The 23,411-nt window shown below is 56.8% G+C and carries 25 protein-coding genes and 2 tRNA genes; 10 read left to right on the top strand and 17 right to left on the bottom strand.

Annotated features, from left to right (window positions below):
- Positions 1–29 precede the first annotated feature (29 nt).
- The 9 genes from NAC44_RS15745 to pcsA all read right to left on the bottom strand — a co-directional run bounded on the left by NAC44_RS15745 (position 30) and on the right by pcsA (position 10,299).
- On the bottom strand, positions 30–728 hold the full coding sequence (locus tag NAC44_RS15745) for a DUF502 domain-containing protein (protein ID WP_250942290.1): 699 nt from the start codon (positions 726–728) through the stop codon (positions 30–32).
- Between the two features lie 47 nt (positions 729–775).
- Positions 776–2,602: a glutamine--fructose-6-phosphate transaminase (isomerizing) gene (gene glmS, locus NAC44_RS15740; protein WP_250942288.1), complete on the bottom strand. Its 1,827-nt coding sequence runs from the start codon at positions 2,600–2,602 to the stop codon at positions 776–778.
- Between the two features lie 220 nt (positions 2,603–2,822).
- Positions 2,823–4,187, bottom strand: a complete 1,365-nt coding sequence (gene glmU, locus NAC44_RS15735; RefSeq protein ID WP_250942286.1) for a bifunctional UDP-N-acetylglucosamine diphosphorylase/glucosamine-1-phosphate N-acetyltransferase GlmU — start codon at positions 4,185–4,187, stop codon at positions 2,823–2,825.
- Positions 4,188–4,280: 93 nt separating this feature from the next.
- A complete protein-coding gene (locus tag NAC44_RS15730) occupies positions 4,281–4,631 on the bottom strand; it encodes a pentapeptide repeat-containing protein (protein ID WP_250942284.1) in 351 nt (116 codons plus the stop codon).
- Positions 4,632–4,708: 77 nt separating this feature from the next.
- Entirely contained in the window at positions 4,709–5,782 is a 1,074-nt protein-coding gene (locus NAC44_RS15725) for a BMP family ABC transporter substrate-binding protein (RefSeq protein ID WP_250942282.1), read from the bottom strand.
- A 43-nt stretch (positions 5,783–5,825) separates the two neighbouring features.
- A complete protein-coding gene (locus tag NAC44_RS15720; protein ID WP_250942280.1) occupies positions 5,826–6,743 on the bottom strand; it encodes an ABC transporter permease in 918 nt (305 codons plus the stop codon).
- Positions 6,740–7,837, bottom strand: coding sequence for an ABC transporter permease (locus NAC44_RS15715; protein WP_250942277.1), 1,098 nt, complete (start codon positions 7,835–7,837; stop codon positions 6,740–6,742). The genes NAC44_RS15720 and NAC44_RS15715 overlap by 4 nt, the downstream gene beginning before the upstream one ends.
- Entirely contained in the window at positions 7,827–9,386 is a 1,560-nt protein-coding gene (locus NAC44_RS15710; protein ID WP_250942275.1) for an ABC transporter ATP-binding protein, read from the bottom strand. Before NAC44_RS15710 ends, NAC44_RS15715 begins: the two co-directional genes overlap by 11 nt.
- Positions 9,387–9,573: 187 nt before the next feature.
- Entirely contained in the window at positions 9,574–10,299 is a 726-nt protein-coding gene (gene pcsA, locus NAC44_RS15705; protein WP_250942273.1) for a phosphatidylcholine synthase, read from the bottom strand.
- Between the two features lie 209 nt (positions 10,300–10,508).
- Here pcsA and NAC44_RS15700 point away from each other — a divergent pair, with 209 nt between their 5' ends.
- Positions 10,509–11,723: a UbiH/UbiF family hydroxylase gene (locus tag NAC44_RS15700; protein WP_250942271.1), complete on the top strand. Its 1,215-nt coding sequence runs from the start codon at positions 10,509–10,511 to the stop codon at positions 11,721–11,723.
- A 5-nt stretch (positions 11,724–11,728) separates the two neighbouring features.
- Here the strand turns inward: NAC44_RS15700 and NAC44_RS15695 are convergent, their stop codons facing one another.
- Positions 11,729–12,484 carry a cytochrome c biogenesis CcdA family protein gene (locus NAC44_RS15695; RefSeq protein WP_250942339.1) on the bottom strand — a complete coding sequence of 252 codons (756 nt, stop codon included), beginning with the start codon at positions 12,482–12,484 and terminating at the stop codon, positions 11,729–11,731.
- Between the two features lie 194 nt (positions 12,485–12,678).
- On the opposite strand from NAC44_RS15695, the gene NAC44_RS15690 reads away from it, so the two are divergent.
- The 8 genes from NAC44_RS15690 to NAC44_RS15655 all read left to right on the top strand — a co-directional run bounded on the left by NAC44_RS15690 (position 12,679) and on the right by NAC44_RS15655 (position 17,322).
- A tRNA-Lys gene (locus NAC44_RS15690) sits at positions 12,679–12,754 on the top strand.
- 435 nt (positions 12,755–13,189) lie between these two features.
- A complete protein-coding gene (purC, locus tag NAC44_RS15685) occupies positions 13,190–13,954 on the top strand; it encodes a phosphoribosylaminoimidazolesuccinocarboxamide synthase (protein ID WP_250942269.1) in 765 nt (254 codons plus the stop codon).
- 17 nt (positions 13,955–13,971) lie between these two features.
- Positions 13,972–14,214, top strand: coding sequence for a phosphoribosylformylglycinamidine synthase subunit PurS (gene purS, locus NAC44_RS15680; protein ID WP_250942251.1), 243 nt, complete (start codon positions 13,972–13,974; stop codon positions 14,212–14,214).
- A gap of 98 nt (positions 14,215–14,312) precedes the next feature.
- Positions 14,313–14,987: a phosphoribosylformylglycinamidine synthase subunit PurQ gene (gene purQ / locus NAC44_RS15675; protein ID WP_250942250.1), complete on the top strand. Its 675-nt coding sequence runs from the start codon at positions 14,313–14,315 to the stop codon at positions 14,985–14,987.
- 34 nt (positions 14,988–15,021) lie between these two features.
- Entirely contained in the window at positions 15,022–15,405 is a 384-nt protein-coding gene (locus tag NAC44_RS15670; protein ID WP_250942249.1) for a hypothetical protein, read from the top strand.
- Positions 15,406–15,653: 248 nt separating this feature from the next.
- Entirely contained in the window at positions 15,654–16,217 is a 564-nt protein-coding gene (locus NAC44_RS15665) for an acyloxyacyl hydrolase (RefSeq protein WP_250942248.1), read from the top strand.
- A 66-nt stretch (positions 16,218–16,283) separates the two neighbouring features.
- Positions 16,284–16,814 (top strand): gamma carbonic anhydrase family protein, encoded by a 531-nt coding sequence (locus NAC44_RS15660; RefSeq protein WP_250942247.1) that lies wholly within the window; start codon positions 16,284–16,286, stop codon positions 16,812–16,814.
- A gap of 76 nt (positions 16,815–16,890) precedes the next feature.
- Positions 16,891–17,322, top strand: coding sequence for an OsmC family protein (locus NAC44_RS15655; RefSeq protein WP_250942246.1), 432 nt, complete (start codon positions 16,891–16,893; stop codon positions 17,320–17,322).
- A gap of 31 nt (positions 17,323–17,353) precedes the next feature.
- On the opposite strand, the gene NAC44_RS15650 is transcribed toward NAC44_RS15655, so the two are convergent.
- The 3 genes from NAC44_RS15650 to NAC44_RS15640 form a co-directional block, all read right to left on the bottom strand.
- Positions 17,354–17,430 (bottom strand) — tRNA-Pro (locus NAC44_RS15650).
- Positions 17,431–17,586: 156 nt separating this feature from the next.
- Positions 17,587–18,066, bottom strand: a complete 480-nt coding sequence (locus tag NAC44_RS15645) for a DUF192 domain-containing protein (protein ID WP_250942245.1) — start codon at positions 18,064–18,066, stop codon at positions 17,587–17,589.
- 11 nt (positions 18,067–18,077) lie between these two features.
- Positions 18,078–18,656 (bottom strand): cold-shock protein, encoded by a 579-nt coding sequence (locus NAC44_RS15640; RefSeq protein ID WP_250942244.1) that lies wholly within the window; start codon positions 18,654–18,656, stop codon positions 18,078–18,080.
- Between the two features lie 285 nt (positions 18,657–18,941).
- On the opposite strand from NAC44_RS15640, the gene gloA reads away from it, so the two are divergent.
- Entirely contained in the window at positions 18,942–19,382 is a 441-nt protein-coding gene (gloA, locus tag NAC44_RS15635; RefSeq protein ID WP_250942243.1) for a lactoylglutathione lyase, read from the top strand.
- A gap of 52 nt (positions 19,383–19,434) precedes the next feature.
- Here the strand turns inward: gloA and eno are convergent, their stop codons facing one another.
- The 4 genes from eno to NAC44_RS15615 form a co-directional block, all read right to left on the bottom strand.
- Positions 19,435–20,709 (bottom strand): phosphopyruvate hydratase, encoded by a 1,275-nt coding sequence (gene eno, locus NAC44_RS15630; RefSeq protein ID WP_250942242.1) that lies wholly within the window; start codon positions 20,707–20,709, stop codon positions 19,435–19,437.
- A 160-nt stretch (positions 20,710–20,869) separates the two neighbouring features.
- Positions 20,870–21,724 carry a 3-deoxy-8-phosphooctulonate synthase gene (gene kdsA, locus NAC44_RS15625; protein WP_250942338.1) on the bottom strand — a complete coding sequence of 285 codons (855 nt, stop codon included), beginning with the start codon at positions 21,722–21,724 and terminating at the stop codon, positions 20,870–20,872.
- Between the two features lie 2 nt (positions 21,725–21,726).
- Complete coding sequence (locus NAC44_RS15620; RefSeq protein ID WP_250942237.1) at positions 21,727–22,581, bottom strand: VOC family protein; 855 nt, start codon at positions 22,579–22,581, stop codon at positions 21,727–21,729.
- Positions 22,582–22,631: 50 nt separating this feature from the next.
- A complete protein-coding gene (locus tag NAC44_RS15615) occupies positions 22,632–23,297 on the bottom strand; it encodes a hypothetical protein (protein WP_420839962.1) in 666 nt (221 codons plus the stop codon).
- Positions 23,298–23,411: the final 114 nt, after the last annotated feature.

The raw sequence follows: 23,411 nt of genomic DNA, 5'->3' as shown, positions 1-23,411 counted from the left end.
ATAACGTGACAGCTTACGGTCAATTCACCTTAGGCGCCAAAGTTTTCAGGCACAACCACGGGCGGCACAATAATCTTCGCACCCGGTTTCCAGTCCGGCATGACAAGACCGCCGGAGATCAGCATCTTGGCCGCTTCTTCCGGTGTCATGTCGAGCAGCTTGAGTTTGCTGCGCGGCACGAACATCAAGAAGCCCGCCGTTGGCACCGGCGTCGGCGGCATGAACACCGCCACCATGGTTTCGCCATCCTCGTTCAGCCGTGCGGCAATCTCGCCGCCGACATCGGTGGCGACAAAGACCAGCGCCCAGGTGCCGGGACTTGGAAATTCGATCAGCCCGACCTTTTTAAAAGAGGTGGACTGATCCTTCAGCACCGTCTCGAAAATCTGCTTCAGGCTTTTATAGAGCGTGCGCACCAGCGGCATGCGCTGCAGGATGGATTCGCCGAAATTGACGATGGAACGGCCAATCAGATTGCGCCCGAGAAAGCCGATCAGGGTGATGAAGATCACCGCGATCAAAAGCCCGGTGCCGGGAATGGTAATGTTGAAATAATATTCCGGGTTATAGCGCTCCGGAATATAGGGCGTAACCCAGCTATCGGCCCAGTTGATGAAGGCGAAGGTGATCCAGACGGTGATGGCCAGCGGTGCGCAGATGATCAGGCCGGTCAGGAAATTGGTCCTCAACCGGCTGCCAAAGGAAAGTCGCTCGGGGCTGTCGCTCATCTCACCTCTTTCGTTTCCGGCTGAACATATCCCAGCCAGAATCGACCTTACTCAACTGTGACCGATTTGGCGAGGTTGCGCGGCTGATCGACATCCGTCCCCATGAACACAGCCGTGTGATAGGCCAGAAGCTGGATCGGCAGCGAAAACACCATGGGCGCGATGATCTCCGCCACATCGGGCAGCACGATGGTGGCCATGGTGTCGAGCCTGGCCGCTTTGGCCCCCGTCTCGTCGGTGATGAAGATGATGCGGCCGCCGCGGGCGGCAACCTCCTGCATGTTGGAGACGGTTTTCTCAAAGAAACGGTCATGCGGCGCAATCACGATAACCGGCATGTTTTCATCGATCAGCGCAATCGGCCCATGTTTCAGTTCGCCAGCGGCATAGCCTTCGGCGTGGATATAGGAGATTTCCTTGAGCTTCAGCGCGCCTTCCAGCGCCAGCGGATAGCTGGTGCCGCGACCGAGATAAAGCACATCCTTGAAGCGTGAAAGTTCACGCGACAGGTTTTCCATCTGCGGCTGAATGGCGTTCAATACCTTGCTCATAATGCGCGGCATTTCGGCAAGATGGCCGACCATCTCCTGCTCTTCGACGGCCGTGATCAGCCCACGCGCCTTGCCCGCCGCAACGGCGAGCGACGCCATCACCGCCAATTGGCAGGTAAAGGCCTTGGTCGAGGCAACGCCAATTTCCGGCCCGGCCAGAATCGGGAAAATCGCATCCGCCTCGCGGCCAATGGTCGATTCGCGCACATTGACCACCGCACCGATGGCCAGTCCTTCCTGACGGCAATAGCGCAGCGAAGCGAGTGTATCGGCGGTCTCCCCGGACTGTGAAATGAACAGCGCCGCCTGATCCTTCGACAGCGGCATTTCCCGGTAGCGAAATTCCGACGCCACGTCGATTTCCACCGGCAGACGCGCATAGCGCTCGAACCAGTATTTGCCGACAAGACCGGCCAGATAGGCCGTGCCGCAGGCAGAAATCGCCAGACCTCTGAGGTTTGCAAAATCAATCGCCGGATCGGCAGGCTTGACGGTCAGGCCTGCCAGATCGACATAATGCGAGAGCGCATGCGAGATCACCTCCGGCTGCTCGTAGATTTCCTTTTCCATAAAATGGCGGTGATTGCCCTTGTCCACCATGAAGGCGGCGGCCTGCGATATCTGCTTCTGCCGGCTCACCGGCTTGCCGGAAAAATCGACGATCTCGACCGTATCACGGGAGAGAATGGCGCAGTCGCCATCGACCAGATAGGTGATTTCATGGGTGAAGGGTGAAAGGGCAATCGCATCCGAACCCAGAAACATCTCGCCCCGGCCATGGCCAACCGCCAGTGGTGGCCCGAAACGGGCGGCGTAAAGCTTTTCCGGCTCGTCGGCAAACATCACCAGCAATGCATAAGCGCCCTCGACCCGGTTCAGCATGGCAAGCATGGCCGCCTTGCCGTCCAGCCCTTCGCGGCGATAGCGGGCGAGAAGATGGGCCACGACCTCGGTATCGGTCTGGCTGGTGAAAATCGCGCCCTCTGCCATCAGCTCGGTTTTCAACGCGGCGAAATTTTCGATAATGCCGTTATGCACCACGGCAACGCCATCGACGAAATGCGGATGGGCATTGATTTCGTTTGGCACGCCATGGGTGGCCCAGCGGGTATGGGCAATGCCGATTTCGCCTGCAAGCGGCTTTTCCGACAGCAGCTTTTCCAGATTGAACAGTTTGCCTTCGGCCCGGCGGCGCTCCATCGCGCCATCCTTCAGCGTTGCGACACCGGCGGAATCGTAACCGCGATATTCCAGCCGCTTCAGCGCATCCACCAGACGCCCCGCCACGGGCTGATTGCCCACGATCCCAACAATACCGCACATGATCTTTCTCCTTCACGTGACTCTGTCAGGTTCAGATTGAACCAGACACACTCACGATTCTTTTGTTTTCGTTTGTCTTGATCTGAAAAACCGGGTTCCACTTTTTCCAGACAAACGCTCGCCCGCTCAAGGAGCGGGCGAGACAGTCCTACAATGTCTGATGATTTTCGCAATGCGGTGGCGATTCACATTGGATATCGTAACGTTACGAAAAAAACCGTTATGAATGGCCGTTCTTTTTCATCGCCTTCAAGGCCACCGCCCGCTCGCGTACGGCTTTTGCCCGCTCCGGCTTCACCTCCTGCCGCGCCCGGCCAAAGGCCAGCGCATCATCCGGCACGGTCTCGGTGATCACGCTGCCGGATGCGACATAAGCGCCGTCACCAATGGTAACGGGGGCGACCAGCGCACTGTTCGAGCCGATAAAGGCGTTTTTGCCAATGCGGGTTTCGTGCTTGTTGATGCCGTCATAATTGCAGGTGATCGTGCCTGCACCGATATTGGTGCCCGCACCGATCACCGCATCGCCGATATAGGTCAGGTGGTTGACCTTGGCGCCCGCACCGATCTCGGCCTTCTTCACCTCGCAGAAATTGCCGACCTTGGCGCCTTCGGCAAGGTCGGCTCCCGGACGCAAGCGCGCAAATGGCCCAACCGTTGCGCCTGAGGCAACATGCGCGCCTTCGAGATGGGAAAAGGCATGGATCACCGCGCCGCTTTCCACCGTCACGCCCGGACCGAAAACGACATTCGGCTCGATCAACGCATCCTGACCGATCACCGTATCATGGCTTAAAAACACCGTTTCCGGCGCAATCATCGTCACGCCGGACAGCATGATCTCATGGCGGCGGCGCACCTGCCACAGGTGCTCGATCACAGCCAGTTCCGCCCGGTTGTTGCAGCCGGAGACTTCCTCCTCCGAGGCATCGACCGCGACAGCGCGACCACCGAGCGAACGGGCGATTTCCACGAGATCGGTCAGATAATATTCACCCTTGGCGTTCTCGTTGCCAATGCGCGACAAAAGGTCGAGCGCCTTCTTGCCGTCGATCACCATCAGACCGCTGTTGCAGCGGGTGATCTTGCGCTCCTCTTCGCTCGCATCCTTTTCCTCACGTATGGCCAGGAGTTCGTCATTTTTGACGAGAAGACGTCCGTAACCCGTTGGCTTTGCCGTGTGAAAGCCGATCACGGCAACATCGCAGCCACCCGCCATGGCCGCCCTTGCGGTCATCAGCGTTTCCGGCGTGATCAGCGGCACATCGCCATAGGCGACGAGGATCTCGTCATAGCCACGGGCAATCGCCTCACGCGCCGTCAGCACCGCATGCCCGGTGCCAAGACGCTCGGTCTGGGTGAAGGATGTGATCGAAAGCCCCTCGACCTCGGCAGCCCTGGACACGGCTTGCGCATCGCGCCCCACCACCAGCGCCACGTCAGCGATGCCGCTTTTCTGAACCACCTGCATCACATGGGCAATCATCGGCTGCCCGGCGACAGGATGCAGCACCTTGGACATCGAGGACTTCATCCGCGTGCTGTCGCCAGCGGCAAGAATGACGGCAAGGCAGGTGCGGCTCATGATCTTCTCCAGCCAATCAACATGGTCATATCCGATCGAGCGATCGGAAGAGGCTGTTTAACAGCTTGGCAAAAAACTACAAACGGAGAAATGTCACGCCTCATCCCCACGGGCTGACGGATGTGACGCCCGATAGTTGGCAAGCAGCTCTTCGATGGAAATGCCGTCAATGGTCGCGCCAGTCAGCCGGCAAGCTATGATCTGCACGCCAGACAGGTTGGCATTCTGAATCTGGCTCCCGGATAAATTGACGTCATTGGCACGGAAACCGGCAAGATTGGCGTTGTTGATCTGCCATCCGGTCAAATTGCTGTCCTCGAAACGGGCACCGGCGAAATTGATCTGAACATAGCGGCTGCCGGACAGATTGGCATTCACAAAGACAGAGCCAGAGAGATTGCTGTCGTTGACATCAAGCTGTTCTGTGACGCGATGAAGCTTCATGGCCCAATCCTTAAAAAAATGCCGCACAGCATGAGCTGCGCGGCACAGATTATCAGGCAGAATCAATCTGCCAAGCCTTATTTCGGCAGCTTGTCGTCCACGCCCTGCACATAGAAATTCATGCCGAGCAGGGTTGCGTCGTCAGCCTTTTCACCGGCCTTCAGCCAGGGCGTTCCGTCCTGCTTGTTGATCGGGCCGCTGAAAGGCACGATCTCGCCGGACTTGATCTTGGCTTCGGTCTCTTCCGCCAGCTTCTTCACGTCATCGGGCATATTGGTGTAGGGCGCCATGGTCAGGATGCCGTCCTTCAGACCGTCCCAGGTCTGCTCGGACTTCCACTTGCCGTCGAGGAAGGTCTGGGTTTCCTTGATGTAGTAAGCGCCCCAGGTATCGACGATCGCCGTCAGCTGCACATGAGGACCGGCCTTGATCATGTCGGAAGCCTGACCGAAGGCCTTGATGCCGCGCTGTTCGGCAACCTGCATCGGCGCGGTCGAATCGGTGTGCTGCGTCAGGATATCGACGCCCTGATCGATCAGTGCCTTGGCGGCGTCGGCTTCCTTGCCCGGATCATACCAGCTGTTGACCCAGACGACCTTCATCTTGAAATTCGGATTGACCGACTTCGCGCCCTGCTCGAAAGCATTGATGCCCATCACCACTTCCGGAATCGGGAAGGAGGCGATGTAGCCGGCCTCACCCTTCTTCGACATCTTCCCGGCGATCACACCGGCGATGTAACGGCCTTCATAGAAGCGGGAATTATAGGTGCCGACATTGGGAGCGGTCTTGTAACCGGTCGCGTGTTCGAACTTCACGTTCGGGAATTTCTTCGCCACTTTCAGCGTCGCATCCATGAAGCCGAAAGAGGTGGTGTAGATCAGCTTGCAGCCGTCACGGGCCAGACGCTCGATAGCGCGCTCGGCATCCGGGCCTTCCGGAACGTTTTCCAGATAAGGCGTTTCGATCTTGTCGCCGAAATGGGCCTGCAATTCCTTGCGGCCACGGTCATGGCCTTCGGTATAGCCGCCGTCATTAACGCTGCCGACATAGACGAAGCAGATCTTGGTCTTGCCGGCAGCCTCAGCGCCAGTCGTCACGGTCATCAGCATAGCCGCGGCGGAGGCAAGGGCGAGGGTCAGTTTCTTCATGGTTTCCCCTATGGTTTGGAAGAAGGTAATCGGTCAGAGAAGCCTAGCGGTCCGGCACGAAAGGCTTGCCAAGCGCCGCAGGTGTATTGATCAGCGTTGTGCGCCGATTATGCGAGATTGCAATCAAAACCACAATCGTCGCCGCATAAGGAAGCGCCGAGAGAAATTGCGACGGCAGGCCGATACCGAGCGCCTGTGCATAAAGCTGGCCTATCGTGACAGCTCCGAAGAGATAGCCACCCGCCAGCACTCTGGCCGGACGCCAAGAGGCAAAGACCACCAGCGCCAGCGCAATCCAGCCGCGCCCCGCCGTCATGTTTTCCGCCCATTGCGGCGTATAAACCAGCGACAGCTGTGCACCGGCAAGCCCGGCGCAACCGCCGCCGAACAACACCGCCAGATAGCGGATGCGCAGCACGTTGAGACCCAAAGTATGCGCTGAAGCGTGACTGTCACCGACAGCGCGCAGCATCAGCCCACGCCGGCTCCTGAACAGAAACCAGTGGACGCCGATGACAAGCGCAATGGACAAATAAAAGATCATGTCCTGATGAAACAGAACCGGACCGACAAAGGGCAGGCCCGACAGGACAGGGATATCAATGGGCATCAACTGCACACCCGGCGCACCGACCAGCTTTTCTCCGAGTTGACCGGACAGGCCAAGGCCCAAAAGCGTCAGCGCCAGCCCGGTCGCAACCTGATTGGCCACCAGCGTCAGCGTCAGAAAGCCAAAGAGCAACGAAAAGACCGCGCCCGTGGCAATGCCTGCCACAACGCCAATCAGCGGCGAGCCGGTATAATGAGCGGCGGCAAAGGCACCGACCGCACCCATGACCATCATGCCCTCGACGCCGAGATTGAGCACGCCAGACCGCTCCGTCACCAGTTCGCCGATGGCAGCGATCACCAACGGGGTAGAGGCGGTGATGATTGTTAAAAGCATCGCCTGAAACATCATTTTGTGCCTCCAATGACGGCATTGCGCGCCTTGGTCCAGACAATCCTGATCTTGTAGGCAATCAGCGTGTCGCAGGAGAGCACGAAAAACAGCAACATGCCCTGAAACACCCGGGCAATCTTGTCGGAAAGCCCAAGGGCAAGCTGCGCACCCTCACCGCCAAGATAGGTCAGCGCCAATACCAGACCGGAAACGATTATGCCCAGCGGATTGAGCCGCCCGAGAAAGGCGACGATGATGGCGGTAAAACCATAGCCCGGCGAAATCGACGGCTGTAGATGACCAATGGAGCCGGAGACTTCGGCAATGCCGGCAAGCCCGGCCAGCGCGCCGGAAAACATCAGGGAAAACCAGGTCATGCCCCGCGCCGAAAACCCGGCAAAGCGCCCTGCCCGTTCCGAGCGACCAATCACGTCGATCTCGAAGCCCTTCATCGTGTAGCGCATCATGATCCACACGCCAACGGCAGCGACCAGCGCGAAGATGAAGCCCCAATGGGCGCGACCAGAGGCCTCCCATATGGCAGGGAGCACCGCCTGATCGACGAAATCCCGTGTCTGGGGAAAGTTGAAGCCCTGCGGATCGCGCCAGGGACCACGCACCAGATAATCGAGAATGAACTGGGCAATATAGACCAGCATCAGGCTGGTCAGGATTTCATTGGTGTTGAAACGGGTTTTCAGCAGCGCGGGAATGGCGGCGTAAAGCGCTCCACCGATCATGCCCATCACCATCATCAACGGCAGAAGCAAAGGTGAATGCCATTGATAATAGGTCACCGGCAGATAAGAGCCAATGATCGCACCGACGGTGAACTGGCCTTCCGCACCGATATTCCAGTTGTTGGCGCGATAACAGACCGACAGACCGACGCCGATCAGGATCAGCGGAGCTGCCTTGATTGCCAGTTCATGCAGCGACCACACCTGTGTCAACGGATCGATGAAGAAACTGTAAAGGGCAAAAAACGGGTTCTTGCCCAGCGCCCAGAACATCAGACCGCCGAAAAAGAGGGTCAAAGCCAGCGCCAGAAGCGGCGATGCAATGGTGAAAAAGCCGGATGGACGGGTTCTTTTTTCCAGTTCAATGCGCATGGTCGCCCTCCAGTCCATGCAGGCCGCCCATCAAAAGGCCGATCCGTTCACGCGTCATGGTGTCCGCCGCATAGGCTGGCGACAACCGACCTTCCGAAATGGCGGCAATCGACGTCGCTACCTCGAAGATTTCATCGAGATCCTGGCTGATCATGACAATGGCCGAGCCCTGCCGGGCAAGATCGATCATCGCCTGCCGGATGGTGCTGGCTGCCCCGGCATCCACCCCCCAGGTGGGCTGATTGACCACGAGAACGGCAGGTTTGCGCTCCAGCTCCCGTCCCATGATGAATTTTTGCAGGTTTCCACCCGAGAGTGATCCTGCGTCAGGATCATGACCGCTTTTACGCACATCCATCGATTCGCAAATCCGTGCCGTGGCCTCCTGGACCGCATGACGGTGAATGAAGCCCAGCGCGCCGCTGGTATAATGGCCGCGATCCGAACGATGACGCGACAAAAGCAGATTGTCCGACAGTGACAGCCCGACCACCGCCCCATGACCATGACGCTCTTCCGGCACGAAACCGCCGCCGATCAGCCGCCTTGGATTGATTCCGGATGTTCCGACTGCCTTGCCACAAAGCATGATCGCATCATGTCTGTTCACCGGATATTCACCGGAGAGAATATCAAACAACTCACTCTGCCCGTTGCCCGCCACCCCGGCAATACCAAGGATTTCCCCTGCGCGCACACTGAGCGAGACCTCTTTCAGCGCCATGGCAAAGGGACTGCGCGGCCTGACCGAGAGCGTATCGACCCGCAGCAGTTCGGGTCCGCGTGGCCCGGTATAATCCGGCTTGACCACAGCCACTTCGGCGCCAACCATCATCCGCGCCAGCGAGGCGGGCGTTTCCTGCCGCGGTGCGCAGGATCCGGTGACCTTGCCGTGGCGCAGCACCGTGGCGCGGTCGCAAATGCGCTGCACCTCTTCCAGCCGGTGGCTGATATAGAGCACGGATCGGCCTTCGGCCTTCAGCTTGTCCAGCGTTTCAAACAGCCGGTCGGCCTCTTGCGGCGTCAGCACCGATGTCGGCTCGTCGAGAATGATCAGTTGCGGATTTTGCAGCAGTGCCCGGACGATTTCGATGCGCTGGCGCTCGCCAACCGAAAGATCGGCCACATGGGCGAAAGGATCAAGCGGCAGGCCGTATGCCGCCGAAAGCGAGCGTGCCTTTTCGGCAATGTCGCCAATCGAGACCGAACGGTCGAGCGACAGGGCAATATTCTCCGCGACCGTCAAGGCCTCAAACAAGGAAAAATGCTGGAACACCATGCCGATGCCAAGCTTTCTGGCTTCCGCGGGTGATGCAATGTCAACGGCCTGCCCCTTCCAGAATATTGCACCTTCCGTTGGCGTCAGCACGCCGAACAGCATTTTCACCAGAGTCGATTTTCCAGCGCCGTTTTCGCCAAGAAGGGCATGAATTTCACCAGGCGCAATCTGAAGATCAATACCGTCACAGGCCGCAAAGGCCCCGAAACGCTTGACGATTTTATGAACGGACAACAGCGAAGTCTGTGCTTCGACGCGGCTATGCGACACCTGACCCCCTTGCCCTGCCGCAGGCCCATATCCCGGCAGTCTTCATAGACAAGCTATATCAGTGGCTTAGCCGGACAACCGCGCAAAGCCACCAGAATTATTTGTATTGATAGCGAGTTTATCGGGGGAGGCAACTCCCTGAAAGATCATTTTTTGGATCATGCCCGATTTTCAGGCAAACACTTCGTTACCGGCGGCCAAGGGCCGGTAAAAACTGCAGCACCGCCCCGATAAAATAGAGGTAGAGGCCGGAAACGACAAAAGGCAGAAGCAGCCATGCCGGCGTATCGAAATGCACAAGCAGTGCATAGCCGCCCAGAGCACACCAGACGAGGAATATGCCGAGATTGAGCGGCCGCAGCCGCTTGACCCGCACAGGATGAAGAAAATTGATCGGCAGGAAGGTCAGGATGACCGAAAAGACCACGACGATCATCGAGGTCATTGCCGTGGCATGAATGACAAACAGCGTGAACACCACCATGTTCCAGACAACAGGAAAGCCGGAGAAGAAATATTCCTCCGTCTTCATGCCCATGTCGGCATAATAGATAGCGCTCGACATCACGATCATGCCCGCAGCGAGAAAAGACCAGGGTTGGCCGATCATCCCGCTTTGATAGAGCGCAAAGGCCGGCAACAGCACATAGGTGACATAGTCGATGATATTGTCCAGCATGTCGCCCGACCAGTTGGGCAGCACTTCCTTGACCTTGACCTTGCGGGCGATCGGTCCATCGATCCCATCTACCAGCAATGCCAGCCCCAACCACCAGAACATATCGACAAAGCGCCGTTCAGCTGCCGCCACCACACCGAGAAAGGCGAGAAAGGAACCCGAGGCTGTCAGGATATGCACGGAAAATGCCCGCATTTCCGCATAAGGCACCCGTTTATAGTTAAAAATCTTCATAATGGGTAGGACAGTCCTTTTCCGGCAAAGGCCGGGCTTACACGTCTTTGCCGCGATATTCCCTGAAATTGCCGTAAAAGCAACAGCCGAAACACCTGCCCCCTTGGGTTTTCATGGCAGATTTGCGTTTGACTGCGCCATTTCGGCCCATGGATTTTCCATGACGGGCGAATTACATGAAAGGAATGAAGCGTTTGAGGAATGATCCGATGGACAGAAGCGAAATCATCATCATTGGCGCCGGTCTTGCCGGTTCTGTCGCCGCCCTTGCTTTGGCAAGACGGGGCCGCAAGGTCATGCTTATTGCCGGCGACCGCAAAACCGATGACCGCCGCACCACCGCGCTGATGGATCAATCGGTCCGCTTTCTCGACAGGCTCGGACTTTGGGATGGGCTGAAGCCAAAAGCCTCCGCCCTTGCCACGATGCAGATCATCGACGGGACAAAACGGCTCTTGCGCGCCCCCCCGGTTGCCTTCCGCAGTTCGGAAATCGGCCTTGCGGCTTTCGGTTATAATTTCACCAATGCCGATCTCCTGAACGCCTTCAGCAAAGCGGTGGATCTGGAGCCGAACATCACCGTTATTCATAGCAATGCCAGCGCGATCGTCTTTTCCGCAAACGACGTAGCAGTCACCCTTGCCGATGACCGGCAGATCGAAGGTGAACTTGTCGTCGGCGCAGACGGGCGTGGCTCGCTCACCCGCCAGACGGCAGGCGTTTCCCTGAAAACCTGGTCGTACCCACAGAGCGCATTGGTGCTGAATTTTGCCCATGAGCTTCCACATGACAATGTCTCGACCGAGTTTCACACCGAAACCGGCCCCTTTACCCAGGTACCGCTGTCCGGCAAACGCTCCAGCCTTGTGTGGGTGGTTGAGCCGCAGGAGGCAAAGCGACTGGCAGAATTGCCGCTTGGCGCGCTTTCACAGTTGATCGAAGAGAGGATGCAATCGCTCCTCGGCAAGGTGACGGTGGAACCCGGCGTACAATACTGGCCGCTCTCCGGCATGACGGCGACCCGTTACGGCAAGGGGCGTGCCGTCTTCATCGGCGAAGCGGCGCATGCCTTCCCGCCCATCGGAGCGCAGGGCCTCAATCTCAGCCTGCGTGATATCATGACGCTGGAAGATCTCGTTGGCGCCGAACCGGACAGGCCGCTTGGCGAAGAGATCGGCGCCCGTTTCGACCGCCGCCGCAAGGTAGATGTGTTAAGCCGCACGGCAAGCGTCGACCTGCTCAACCGCTCGCTGCTCTCGGCTTTTCTGCCGGTGCAGATGGTGCGGGCGGCCGGGTTGCACGTTCTGTCGCAATTTTCACCGGTAAGACACTTTGTCATGCGCGAAGGCGTTGCCCCCGGCAAAGGTTTTGGCGCATTTCGCGAGATGGTGAAAGGGAAAATCCTCTCACGCCAGCCGTCATGAGCCAATCATCCGATCTTTGACAGGATCGGAAAGCTCTGCTGAAACCAGATCGCCAGATCGGAGACGAAGCCGAAAATAAAGGCCAGTCCTGTGAGAACGAGGAGCAGGCCCATGGCCTTTTCCACCAACCCAAGATGGCGGCGGAAACGGGCCAGAAAGCGCATGAAGGCGCCGGAAAAGCCTGCTGCGATCCAGAACGGCACGGCAAGGCCGAGCGAATAGACGGAGAGAAGCAATGCCCCCTGCTCGACCGTGTGGCGGCTTGCGGCAACGGCAAGAATCGCCCCCAGCACCGGCCCGATACAGGGTGTCCAGCCGAAGGCAAAGGCTAACCCCATGATATAGGCGCCGCTCAAGGTGGCAGGCTTGCCACCACCGGAAAACCTGGCCTCGCGCGCCAGAAGCCCGATGCGAAAGACGCCGAGGAAATTCAGCCCCATGACAATGATGATCAGCCCGCCGATCTTGCCGAGCAGATCGATATGCTGGCGCAGCATCATGCCGATGCTGGAAGCGCCAGCCCCCAGCGCGACGAAAACGGTGGAAAAGCCAAGCGTGAAAAACAGGGCGGAGAAGACCACGGCCGAACGCGCCCGCGCCGCTTCTGCCGTAACCGTAGCGCCGCGGAACTGGTCGATGCTGACTCCGGCCATGTAACAGAGATAGGGTGGCACAAGCGGTAATACGCAGGGCGACAGAAAAGACAGGGCTCCAGCCACAAACGCCGTCAAAAAAGAAATATCCATCACCCACCTTGCCATGATCTGCACTGTCATGCGCTCCGAAACTTTCGTAACCTTGTTTAACCCCTTCCGCCAACCACATTTTTTTGTTGAGCTTTCGGCACTTCCGGCAAAAATGCGGATTTATGGATTTTATGGGTTGACCATATCCGGCCGCCTGAATATGTTCCGCGCACTTCCCGAGGGGGTGTCAAACACCTTGCCGAAGACGGGAGCGCGTAGCTCAGCCGGTAGAGCAACTGACTTTTAATCAGTAGGTCCAGGGTTCGAATCCCTGCGCGCTCACCACTCTTTTCTGGAAACTTCTATTTCAAAATTGGCCGTAAAGAAGACATGTCCATTTTATGTCTCGATCCGCCTTACCCGGAGAGATCCAGAAGTTATCCATGGCTTTCTTGACCGGTTCATTTCGCGCTTTTCATTGACTGTGCTAGAATACTCATCGGGCACAGGAAAAATCTTGTGCCGCAGCGAACCGATTTTCAGGTAAAGCCCGAGTTTCAGACAAAGGATGCACATAACAGCAATCAGGACCGTCTGAAGGTCCCTCCGCAACGGAGGTCAGAGCACGGAACCAGAACAGCACTTTTTCGGAAAATCGGCCCGCATAAACAGGAAGGGAAAGAGCCGGATTGTGAAACGACACTTTTTCCTTTATGGGACCGCCTCAAACACTCATTTCGAGCGTCGCTCCCAAGACGCCAACAACAGAGACACGCTGTCATGAACCGTCGCCGCCGTATTTACGAGGGCAAGGCCAAGATCCTGTATGAAGGTCCTGAGCCGGGCACACTGATCCAGTTTTTCAAGGATGATGCCACCGCCTTCAACAAGAAGAAACACGAAATCATTGACGGGAAAGGCGTGCTGAACAACCGCATCAGCGAGTATGTGTTCACGCATCTCAACAAGATCGGCATCCCGACCCATTTCATCCGCCGCCTCAACATGCGTGAGCAGTTGATCAAGGAAGTGGAAATCATTCCGCTCGAGATCGTGGTGCGCAATGTTGCCGCCGGTTCGCTCTCACGGCGACTGGGCATCGAGGAAGGCGTGGTGCTGCCGCGCTCGATCATTGAATTTTACTATAAATCCGATGCCCTCGAAGACCCGATTGTCTCGGAAGAGCATATCACCGCCTTCGGCTGGGCCAATCCCGCCGAACTGGACGACATCATGGCGCTTGCCATCCGCGTCAACGATTTTCTGAGCGGGCTTTTCCTCGGCATCGGCATCCAGCTCGTCGATTTCAAGATCGAATGCGGCCGTCTGTTTGAAGGCGATATGATGCGAATCGTGCTTGCGGATGAAATCTCGCCCGACAGCTGCCGCCTCTGGGACATCGAAACCCGCGAAAAGCTCGACAAGGACCGCTTCCGTCAGGATATGGGCGGCCTGCTCGAAGCCTATCAGGAAGTCGCCCGCCGCCTCGGCATCATCAATGAAAACGAACCTGTGCGCGGCACAGGCCCCGTTCTGGTCAAGTAAGCTCAGGAGATCGTCTCGTGATTAAGGCCCGTGTAACCGTTACCTTGAAAAACGGCGTTCTCGACCCGCAGGGCAAGGCCATCGAAGGCGCGCTCACCGCGCTCGGCTTTTCCGGCGTTGATCAGGTACGTCAAGGCAAGGTGTTCGATCTGGTGCTGGAGGGCACGGACAAGGCCAAGGCCGAAGACGAGCTGAAAGCCATGTGCGAAAAGCTGCTCGCCAATACGGTGATCGAAAACTACGCCATCGCGCTTGACTGACATGATCTGACTGGCCCGCAGCCTTGCGGGCCTTCAACCTTTTTTTGCCATTTTGCCCAGGCAAAGACAGCCTAACCCGAACAGGATGCGAGCCGCCCATGAAATCCGCCGTTGTCCAGCTTCCCGGTCTTAATCGCGACCGCGACATGATCGCCGCACTCACCAAGATTTCCGGAAAAGCGCCGGTCACGGTCTGGCAGACGGAAACAGACATTCCCGATGTCGATCTTATTGTGATTCCCGGCGGTTTTTCCTATGGCGATTATCTGCGCTGCGGCGCAATCGCTGCCCGCATGCCGGTGATGCAGGCGATCAAGGCCAAGGTCGAACAGGGCGTCAAGGTTCTGGGTGTGTGCAACGGCTTTCAGATACTGGTCGAAGCCGGGCTTTTGCCGGGCGCGCTGATGCGCAATGCCTCGCTGAAATTCGTCTGCCGTGAAGTCAAGCTTGAAGTCGTGAATGACGACACGGATTTCACCCGCGCCTATGAACAAGGCCAGATTATCCGCTGTCCGGTTGCCCATCATGACGGCAATTACGTTGTCGATACCGAGACGCTGAAGGCGCTGGAAGACAGGGGTCAGGTGGTTTTCCGTTATGCCGAGGGCACGAATCCGAACGGTTCCGTATCCGATATTGCCGGCGTGATCAACCAGCGCGGCAATGTGCTCGGCATGATGCCACATCCAGAAAATCTGATCGAGGCAGCCCATGGCGGCAATGACGGTCGTGGCATTTTCGCCTCTGCCCTCGATGTCGTCGCCGCTGCCTGATTGTCTCGTTTCACCCTTCCTGACAGGATTGCCCATGCGCAAACTGCTGTTTCTTTCTGCCCTTTCCAGTCTGCTGGCTCTGGCATCCTGCGCCACCAAACAGGAATCAATGTCCGATAACAGCGCCTATGAGGTGATGAACCATGTCATGGTCAGCGCCCATAGCTGCTGGTTCAAATCCGGCGATCCGGCTTTCAAACCCTATCGTATGGATGCCGAACTCAACTCCTTCTCCGGCAAACCGCGCATTCTGCTGGTGCGCAAGGGCTCGAAGGATATCCGCCCGGTTCTTGTGGTTATGGCTGAAGGTTCTCCGGCAAAGGTGCAGGTCTTTGGTCCGATGATGGGTGAAACGATTGGCGAGCGCATCGGCCATGATGTCACCCGTTGGTCTGGTGGCAATACAAGCTGCAACTGAAGCTGATCGCGCGCAACATTGGTCTCCTGCGGCCTGTCCCGCAGCAAAGTGATACGGGGCCGGAATCGTAATTTCTGGGCCTGTGTGACATTTTCACCCTCCCGAACGCCGACGGTTTACGACAAGATACGCTTAACGAATCGTTTGCAGTTATGCTTTTGCGAAAGCTCGACTGCAAACGGTGAGAAGATGTGCGAGCGGATTGTCATGATACAGCCGCACGTACTTTGTTTCGTGCGGAGAAACCGATGACCTTCAGCATCCGAATGGCCCTCAAACTGGCCTGCGCCAGCGCAGCAATCATAGGGGCAACCTCATCTTCGGCTGTCGCCGGTAGCGGTGGCTCGATTATTGATGAAGTTCGACTCGGCGTGGTCACCTCGATCCAGAGCAACCAGAACGGCATTGCCGGTGAGGGCATGGTGCTTTTCGACCCGTTTCACAGCGAGACCGCTCATGGATTCTGGGAGAAGCTAACTCATCCGCGCGTGCATGTTGGCGCAGAAATCGGTTCCCGTCATCTGAATGACGAAGCTTATGCCGGTTTTACCTGGACCGTGAACATGACGGACAAGATTTTTGCTGAGGCAGGTTTTGGTGGCGTTGTTCATGATGGCGCGACCCATGACAGCAATGATGGCGGACCGAGCCTTGGCTGCAAAGTGCTGTTTCGCGAATATGCCGGTCTGGGTTATCGCTTCACCCAGCATTGGAATGTCATGGGTCAGGTCGAACATGCCTCCAATGCGGGACTTTGCGATCCCAATGACGGCATGACCCGCGCGGCTGTTATGATCGGCTATAAATTCTGACAGGATAAGATCTGGCGCAAGTTGGGTTCCGTATTGTAAACTTCCTCAAAATGAGGAGTGAAAACAATGCCTGTTTATGCACTGGGTGAGCACATACCCACCTTGCCTGATCCCAACCGCCACTGGATTGCCCCCGATGCGCACGTGATTGGTCGCGTTGTGCTTTCAGAGGATGCTGGCATCTGGTTTGGAGCGGTGTTGCGCGGTGACAATGAGATCATCACCATTGGTTCTGGTAGCAATATCCAGGAAGGCTGCATCCTGCACACAGATATGGGCTTTCCCCTCACCGTCGGGGCCGGATGCACGATCGGTCATCGCGCCATCCTGCATGGCTGCACCATTGGTGACAACAGTCTGATCGGCATGGGTGCCACAGTTCTGAATGGCGCCATAATCGGCCGCAATTGCCTTGTGGGAGCCAATGCGCTGGTCACCGAGGGCAAGGCGTTTCCCGACAATAGTCTGATTGTCGGCAGCCCTGCCCGGGTCATCCGAACGCTTGATGAAAGCGCAATCGAAGGCCTGAAACGATCCGCAGCCAGTTACGTCGCAAACTGGAAGCGATTCGCGCAAAATTTGCGCAAGCTTGCCTGAATTCCTGCAAAATCATAAGGAACTCGACAGGCCGTCAAGGGTTCTTCCTTCGTGTCATAACGAAAGGAGTTTTCCCATGGCGATCAAACAGCATGGCTCAGCCCATTGGACCGGTGGCCTCAAAGACGGCAAGGGCACGATCTCCAGCAAGAGTGGTGCGCTGAAAGATCAGCCCTATGGTTTCAATACGCGATTTGAGGACAAGCCTGGCACCAATCCGGAAGAACTGATCGGCGCTGCTCATGCGGCCTGCTTCACCATGGCGCTGTCCAAGGCCTTGAGCGATGCCGGAATGACAGTTGATAGTCTCGACACCCGTGCCGAGGTCACGCTGGACCAGCAGGATGGCGGCTTTTCGATTACGGGTATTCAGCTTCATCTCACAGCGAAAGTCAGCGGCAGCAACACAGAAAAATTGCAGAAACTGGCCGAGGAAACGAAGGAAACTTGCCCGGTGTCGAAGGCACTTAAAGCCGTGCCGATGATGCTAACCGTCAACAGAGATTGAATGAGTTGTTTGACAAAACATACTCAAGGAGTGGTCGGAGTGGAGAGATTCGAACTCCCGACCCTCTGGTCCCAAACCAGATGCGCTACCAGACTGCGCTACACTCCGACTTTTGTCTTTCGACGAAGGGCGGGATACACGCTTCGCAGCGCATCTGCAACAGGAAAATCAAACGAAAATCAGAATTAATCGGCTGTCCACGACTGAATTGGCTCAGCATCGATTTTTCCCAACAACATTGATGAAAAAAGGAAGAAATCCTGTTTATTGACCCGGTTTACCCGCGGACAGACCACTGACGATGCGGTCTCCAGCGGCAATGCCGAGATCATGGGCGCGACCGCCATTGATTTCCAGCACATAGCGGACCGGTCGATTGGACGGGATCAAATCCTCCGAAAAAGGCGTGGTTCGCTCGGCGATCCGGGTGATCCTGCCCTTTGCATCAATGAACAGCATGTCGAGTGGCAAAGGCGTATCCTTCATCCACATGATCACCTGGCGACTTTCACCGAAATCGAAGATCATGCCCTGATCGGGCGGGAGTGTCGTCCTCTGCATCAGGCCCCTCTCCCGGTCAGCGGGCTTGATGGCATATTCGACATGGAAATCATGCCGAACACCTTTGGCGGTTTCGATCGATACAACCCCCTTTTGCAGACCCGGTGCCGCCATGGCAGGCAGAATGGGGAAAATTAGGGTCAAAAAAAGCGCCATAAAGGCGCTTCTTACGGTCAGGAACATGGTCCGTGTCCTTAATGGGCTCTCGTATTCGGCAGAGGATTATCTGGATAAATTTCGGCAGCCATAAGGCCTTTGTCGCCATTTCCGAAGCGGACCAGAACAGTCTGGCCAGGACGCAATTCCGTCAGACCAAACCGGCGGAGTGTTTCCATGTGGATGAAAATATCTTCCGTGCCCTCGCCCCGCGTCAAAAAACCGAAGCCCTTGGTGCGATTAAACCATTTGACCAGTACGCGCTCAAGCCCGCTCGACGGCGTAACTTGAACATGGGTACGAACTGGCGGCATTTGCGAGGGATGTACAGCCGTGGACTGATCCATCGACAGAACACGGAAAGCCTGATAGCCCCTGTCCCGTTTCTGCACAAGCGCAACGATGCGAGTGCCTTCCAGAATGGTTTGATAACCGTCGCGGCGCAGGCAGCTGACATGCAGAAGAACATCCTGCATACCGTTATCCGGCACGACGAAACCGAAACCCTTGGCCACATCGAACCATTTGACGACACCGGTTATCTCGATCAAGTCCATGGACTCATCCGAGAGCCCGCTGAATTCCACGAACGCTTTCGCCGAAATTCTCTCCGTCATCTCAACTCGCCCCTCGAAACACCTGAACCGGACACGACAAACTGATTCCCGAACAAGAGATTAACATTTCATTAAGGCTTTTGCGCAAGCCCCTGTTTCACTTATCCGCAATTGGTTCATAGCAATATGAGCTTGTTCCAGGCTGGCGCGCAACGACAGGTTTCGTTTTAGCATCAACGCAGCCCTTCTGTGGGGTCATATTGTCATCATTGACTGGCAAGACCATGACACTATGTTTGACATCGCCTTCAAAAGAGAGCGCTCTGCCGAAACAGGAGAATTATCATGCGATATCTGCACACCATGGTCCGTGTCAAAAACATCGAGGCCTCCCTTCATTTCTATTGCACCCTTTTCGGCATGAGCGAAGTGCGTCGAATCGAGAATGAAAAGGGCCGTTTCACCCTTATTTTTCTGGCCGCCGATGAAGACACGCACAAAGCCACAACCGAAAAGGCACCCTGTCTGGAACTGACCTATAACTGGGATGAAGAAGACTATACCGGCGGACGCAATTTCGGCCACCTCGCCTATGAGGTCGATGACATCTACGCCACCTGCCAGAAGCTGATGGACAATGGCGTTACCATCAACCGTCCGCCACGCGACGGTCACATGGCCTTTGTCCGGTCTCCGGACGGTATTTCCATCGAAATCCTGCAAAAGGGCGAGAGCCTTGCCCCGGCCGAGCCCTGGACATCGATGCCGAATACCGGCAGCTGGTAAAACGAAAAAGGCCCGGAAAATCCGGGCCTTTTCTTTTGATCAATCGGGCTGATTAAGCCTTGAGGATCGACGCCCCGGCATAGGCAGCCTGCGCACCCAGCATTTCTTCGATGCGGATCAGCTGATTGTACTTGGCCATGCGATCCGAGCGCGACAGGGAACCAGTCTTGATCTGACCGCAATTGGTGGCGACAGCGAGATCGGCAATGGTCGAATCTTCCGTTTCACCCGAACGGTGCGACATGACGGTGGTATAGCGAGCCTTATGCGCGGTTTCCACAGCATCCAGCGTTTCAGACAGCGAACCGATCTGGTTGACCTTGACCAGCATGGAGTTGGCAACACCCATGCGGATGCCGTCACGCAAACGGGCGGAATTGGTAACGAACAAGTCGTCGCCCACCAGTTGCAGCCTGGAGCCGGCCTTGTCGGTCAGATATTTCCAGCCATCCCAATCGTCTTCGGCCATGCCGTCTTCAATCGAGATGATCGGATATTTTGCGGCAAGCTCGGCCAGATAATCGGCCATGGCTTCCGGCTCCAGCGTGCGGCCTTCGCCTTCCAGCACATATTTGCCGTCCTTGAAGAATTCCGTCGAGGCGCAGTCGAGCGCCAGATAGATGTCCTCACCCGGACGATAGCCAGCCTTTTCGATGGATTTAACAATCACATCAAGCGCTTCCGGCGCGCTTTTGAGACCGGGCGCGAAGCCGCCTTCATCGCCGACATTGGTGTTGAAACCCTGTGCGGAAAGCTCTTTCTTCAGCGTGTGGAATACTTCCGAACCCATGCGCACGGCGTCGCGGATCGTGTCGGCGCCGACCGGCATGATCATGAATTCCTGAAAATCGATCGGGTTGTCGGCATGGGCGCCGCCATTGATGATATTCATCATCGGAACCGGCAGGAGATGGGCGTTCGGACCGCCGACATAGCGATAGAGCGGCAGGCCCGAGGCTTCGGCAGCGGCCTTGGCCACGGCCAGAGAGACACCGAGAATGGCGTTGGCGCCAAGACGCGACTTGTTCGGCGTGCCGTCCAGCTCGCGCATCAGATTGTCGATCATGATCTGGTTTTCGGCATCATGACCGCCAATGGCGTCATAGATTTCGCTGTTGACGGCTTCAACCGCCTTTTCAACACCCTTGCCGAGGTACCGCTTGCCGCCATCACGCAGTTCGACGGCCTCATGAGCGCCGGTGGATGCGCCGGAAGGAACCGCCGCACGGCCCATGCTGCCGTCTTCGAGATAGACATCCACCTCGACGGTGGGGTTGCCACGGCTGTCGAGAATCTCGCGGGCAATGATATCGGTAATCGCGGTCATGTTCGCTCCCTATGGATTTTAGAATGAGCCATTTCTTTTCGTCCCTGTCTTACTCCATGGTCCCAAAATTACAATGACATCAGGGTGAAAGACACGAAAAAACTAATCGATTTAAAGCGCTGCGCGACACTGGCTGTCCCACGCGCTCTGCGGGATCGGATCAGACCATTTTGGCCACGGCATCAAAGGCCATCAGCTTTTCAAGCAGAGCTTGCAGATCCTTGAGATGCACCATATTCGGTCCATCCGAAGGTGCGTTATCCGGATCCTGATGGGTTTCAATGAAAAGTCCGGCCACACCGACGGCAACGGCAGCGCGGGCAAGCGTCTCGACAAATCTGCGATCGCCGCCTGTTGATCCGCCCTGCCCGCCCGGCTGCTGCACGGAATGGGTGGCGTCGAAAATCACCGGTGCGCCCATGGATGCCATGATCGGCAGGGATCGCATATCAGAAACCAGCGTATTATAGCCGAAAGACGCACCCCGCTCGCATAGCAGCACATTCGGATTGCCGGAGAAGGTGATTTTTTCCATCACATTCTTCATATCCCATGGCGCGAGAAACTGGCCCTTCTTGACATTGATCACCCGGCCGGTTTTTGCCGCCGCCACCAGAAGATCAGTCTGCCGGCAGAGAAAGGCCGGGATTTGCAGCATGTCGACAACCTCGGCGACGACAGCGCATTGCTCTTCAGTGTGAATGTCGGTGATGACCGGAAAACCATATTCTTTCTTCAGGTCGGCAAAAATTTCCAGCCCCTTTTCAAGCCCGATACCGCGCCCGCCCTTGAGCGAGGTGCGGTTGGCTTTGTCGAAAGAGGATTTATACACCAGCCCGATGCCAAGCCTGTCACAGATTTCTTTGATCGCACCCGCCATCATGAAGGCGTGATCGCGGCTTTCCATCTGGCAGGGGCCGCAGATCAGCGAGAAACGCGCCTGATTGGAAAAAGAAACCTGATGCTTGCCTTCGCCCAGCGTGACGACGGCATTGGGCTTGGCGGCGGCTTCAATTGTCACGATATACTCTCCTCAAACAGCAAGGCGACGCCCTGTCCGGGCGCTGCCGCGACGGCGATGCCACCCGGCATTTTCTGATGCTCAATGCCATTATCAGTCAGCACACGTCCTGTCACGTCGATATCCTTCACCGAAAACACCAGCGCCGTGGCAATCAGTATATCGGCAAGATCGCTGGCTTCGATAATCTCGATCGCGAGGTTTTTTGCCTCAAACAGCAGGCCCCCGCTGGTTTCTGCCGCACTGACAGCAAAAACGGTCTCAAACCAGTTCCGATACCTGTTTGGATGCCTGGCATGAAGAAAGATGCGGCTTATTCCGGTCACGCCATTGGCATGGGTTTCAAGCTGGCTTCGGTCGGCAGACAGTGGTGCAATTCTTTGGCACGTGAACAGAAAAAAACCGCTCTCATTTGCCTCAGTGGCAAAGGCCAGACGAAAACTGGCCATGGCCTCGCCGCCATCAGGAAGCCGCATGGGGCGGGAAAAATCCAGCAGACTGCCACCGCTCATCCCCTTTTCGACAAAACCGATATGATCCGCCTCGGCATCGTCAGATGCGGCAACGATGGCTGACAATCCCTCCTTGCGTTCCGTGCGGAATGCCCTGTCACGCGTAACGAACACGTTGCCGTCCAGCACAGCCCGATCGGCCTCTGCCTGACGACCGACGGCCAGAGGCTCCAGATAGGTCTTATCGGACAAAAACACACAGGCGTTCTGCGTGCCGAAGGGGTGATCAGCTGGCGGTGCGACAGTAAAACCCAGCATCTGAAAGCGCGTTACGGCGCCGTCAAGCATGGTGACTGGCAAAACAAAATGATCAACCGACCGGCTGGCGGAATGCGACATGATGGATGTCCTGCAAAGCATGAAGACAAGAAAGCGTGTAGACAAGAATCTCACAGACCGGGTGGAGCAAAGTCCAGAACCCGACCCGTATAACTTTCAACCACCATGCTGATGGGCGCACCGTCCGGCAAGGTCAATATCGCCTTGTGTTCGATCACATGATCGGGAACGGCCAAGGGCTTGCCGCTCGCAGCGGGAAAAGCTGCGCCCATATCCCATCCTTCCGGCACAGGCGACCATAGAAGTTTCGCCGATTCGGTATGTCGCTGAAAATGCAGGGGCTGCACCACCCGTCCGAAAGCACCATCGGTCGTATCGAGAACCTTGTTCATCTCGGGTGTCAACCGCGACGGCACATACCAGTTATCGGCATCAGACAACACCACGGCACCACATTTGAGCCGCACCCGCCGATAGCCCACCGCCTCGTTTGGCCCCACTTTAAGGACGCGGCGGATATCCTCTGTCACCGGCTTGTCCTGGCCGCGCACCCGCTCGGCAACGATCTTTGCCTCTTTGGCAAGCTTATGGCTTGAACACCAGCGATCAAGCGTCAAAGTGGCGCTGTCATGGCTCAAAAGCTCGGCATTGAGGGTCTGCAAAACCGCAAATGCCTCAAGACGGCCTTGCGGTGTGTCGGGCCAGGAGGAGGCGGCCAGTGCGGCAGAGGACGAAAGCAACATCACAGCGCCCAGCGACGCAAAAGCAAATTTCATGGTCCACCCTCCTTCAATTCCAATGGGACTGGAGACAGCCATACTCTAAAAATCCATGGGATTTTCGGATGTCTACCCGAGTCGCAATCCATCATGAGAGTATGACGTCTCTGT

This window comes from Allorhizobium sonneratiae (assembly GCF_023700755.1).
Classification (GTDB): domain Bacteria; phylum Pseudomonadota; class Alphaproteobacteria; order Rhizobiales; family Rhizobiaceae; genus Allorhizobium; species Allorhizobium sonneratiae.
The sequence above is the reverse complement of the archived record's forward strand: the minus strand, read 5'-3'. Positions and strand labels throughout refer to the sequence as shown.

Excerpts from the sequence above, each read along its gene's own strand:
- NAC44_RS15730 (WP_250942284.1), bottom strand. The coding sequence starts at position 4,631 with ATGAAGCTTCATCGCGTCACAGAACAGCTTGATGTCAACGACAGCAAT.
- NAC44_RS15700 (WP_250942271.1), top strand. The coding sequence starts at position 10,509 with ATGGACAGAAGCGAAATCATCATCATTGGCGCCGGTCTTGCCGGTTCT.
- pcsA (WP_250942273.1), bottom strand. The coding sequence starts at position 10,299 with ATGAAGATTTTTAACTATAAACGGGTGCCTTATGCGGAAATGCGGGCA.
- NAC44_RS15670 (WP_250942249.1), top strand. The coding sequence starts at position 15,022 with ATGCGCAAACTGCTGTTTCTTTCTGCCCTTTCCAGTCTGCTGGCTCTG.
- NAC44_RS15720 (WP_250942280.1), bottom strand. The coding sequence starts at position 6,743 with ATGATGTTTCAGGCGATGCTTTTAACAATCATCACCGCCTCTACCCCG.
- NAC44_RS15615 (WP_420839962.1), bottom strand. The coding sequence starts at position 23,297 with ATGAAATTTGCTTTTGCGTCGCTGGGCGCTGTGATGTTGCTTTCGTCC.
- NAC44_RS15695 (WP_250942339.1), bottom strand. The coding sequence starts at position 12,484 with ATGGCAAGGTGGGTGATGGATATTTCTTTTTTGACGGCGTTTGTGGCT.
- NAC44_RS15725 (WP_250942282.1), bottom strand. The coding sequence starts at position 5,782 with ATGAAGAAACTGACCCTCGCCCTTGCCTCCGCCGCGGCTATGCTGATG.
- NAC44_RS15655 (WP_250942246.1), top strand. The coding sequence starts at position 16,891 with ATGGCGATCAAACAGCATGGCTCAGCCCATTGGACCGGTGGCCTCAAA.
- eno (WP_250942242.1), bottom strand. The coding sequence starts at position 20,709 with ATGACCGCGATTACCGATATCATTGCCCGCGAGATTCTCGACAGCCGT.
- gloA (WP_250942243.1), top strand. The coding sequence starts at position 18,942 with ATGCGATATCTGCACACCATGGTCCGTGTCAAAAACATCGAGGCCTCC.
- purC (WP_250942269.1), top strand. The coding sequence starts at position 13,190 with ATGAACCGTCGCCGCCGTATTTACGAGGGCAAGGCCAAGATCCTGTAT.
- glmU (WP_250942286.1), bottom strand. The coding sequence starts at position 4,187 with ATGAGCCGCACCTGCCTTGCCGTCATTCTTGCCGCTGGCGACAGCACG.
- NAC44_RS15715 (WP_250942277.1), bottom strand. The coding sequence starts at position 7,837 with ATGCGCATTGAACTGGAAAAAAGAACCCGTCCATCCGGCTTTTTCACC.
- glmS (WP_250942288.1), bottom strand. The coding sequence starts at position 2,602 with ATGTGCGGTATTGTTGGGATCGTGGGCAATCAGCCCGTGGCGGGGCGT.
- NAC44_RS15640 (WP_250942244.1), bottom strand. The coding sequence starts at position 18,656 with ATGACGGAGAGAATTTCGGCGAAAGCGTTCGTGGAATTCAGCGGGCTC.
- purQ (WP_250942250.1), top strand. The coding sequence starts at position 14,313 with ATGAAATCCGCCGTTGTCCAGCTTCCCGGTCTTAATCGCGACCGCGAC.
- NAC44_RS15665 (WP_250942248.1), top strand. The coding sequence starts at position 15,654 with ATGACCTTCAGCATCCGAATGGCCCTCAAACTGGCCTGCGCCAGCGCA.
- NAC44_RS15645 (WP_250942245.1), bottom strand. The coding sequence starts at position 18,066 with ATGTTCCTGACCGTAAGAAGCGCCTTTATGGCGCTTTTTTTGACCCTA.
- NAC44_RS15745 (WP_250942290.1), bottom strand. The coding sequence starts at position 728 with ATGAGCGACAGCCCCGAGCGACTTTCCTTTGGCAGCCGGTTGAGGACC.
- NAC44_RS15620 (WP_250942237.1), bottom strand. The coding sequence starts at position 22,581 with ATGTCGCATTCCGCCAGCCGGTCGGTTGATCATTTTGTTTTGCCAGTC.
- NAC44_RS15660 (WP_250942247.1), top strand. The coding sequence starts at position 16,284 with ATGCCTGTTTATGCACTGGGTGAGCACATACCCACCTTGCCTGATCCC.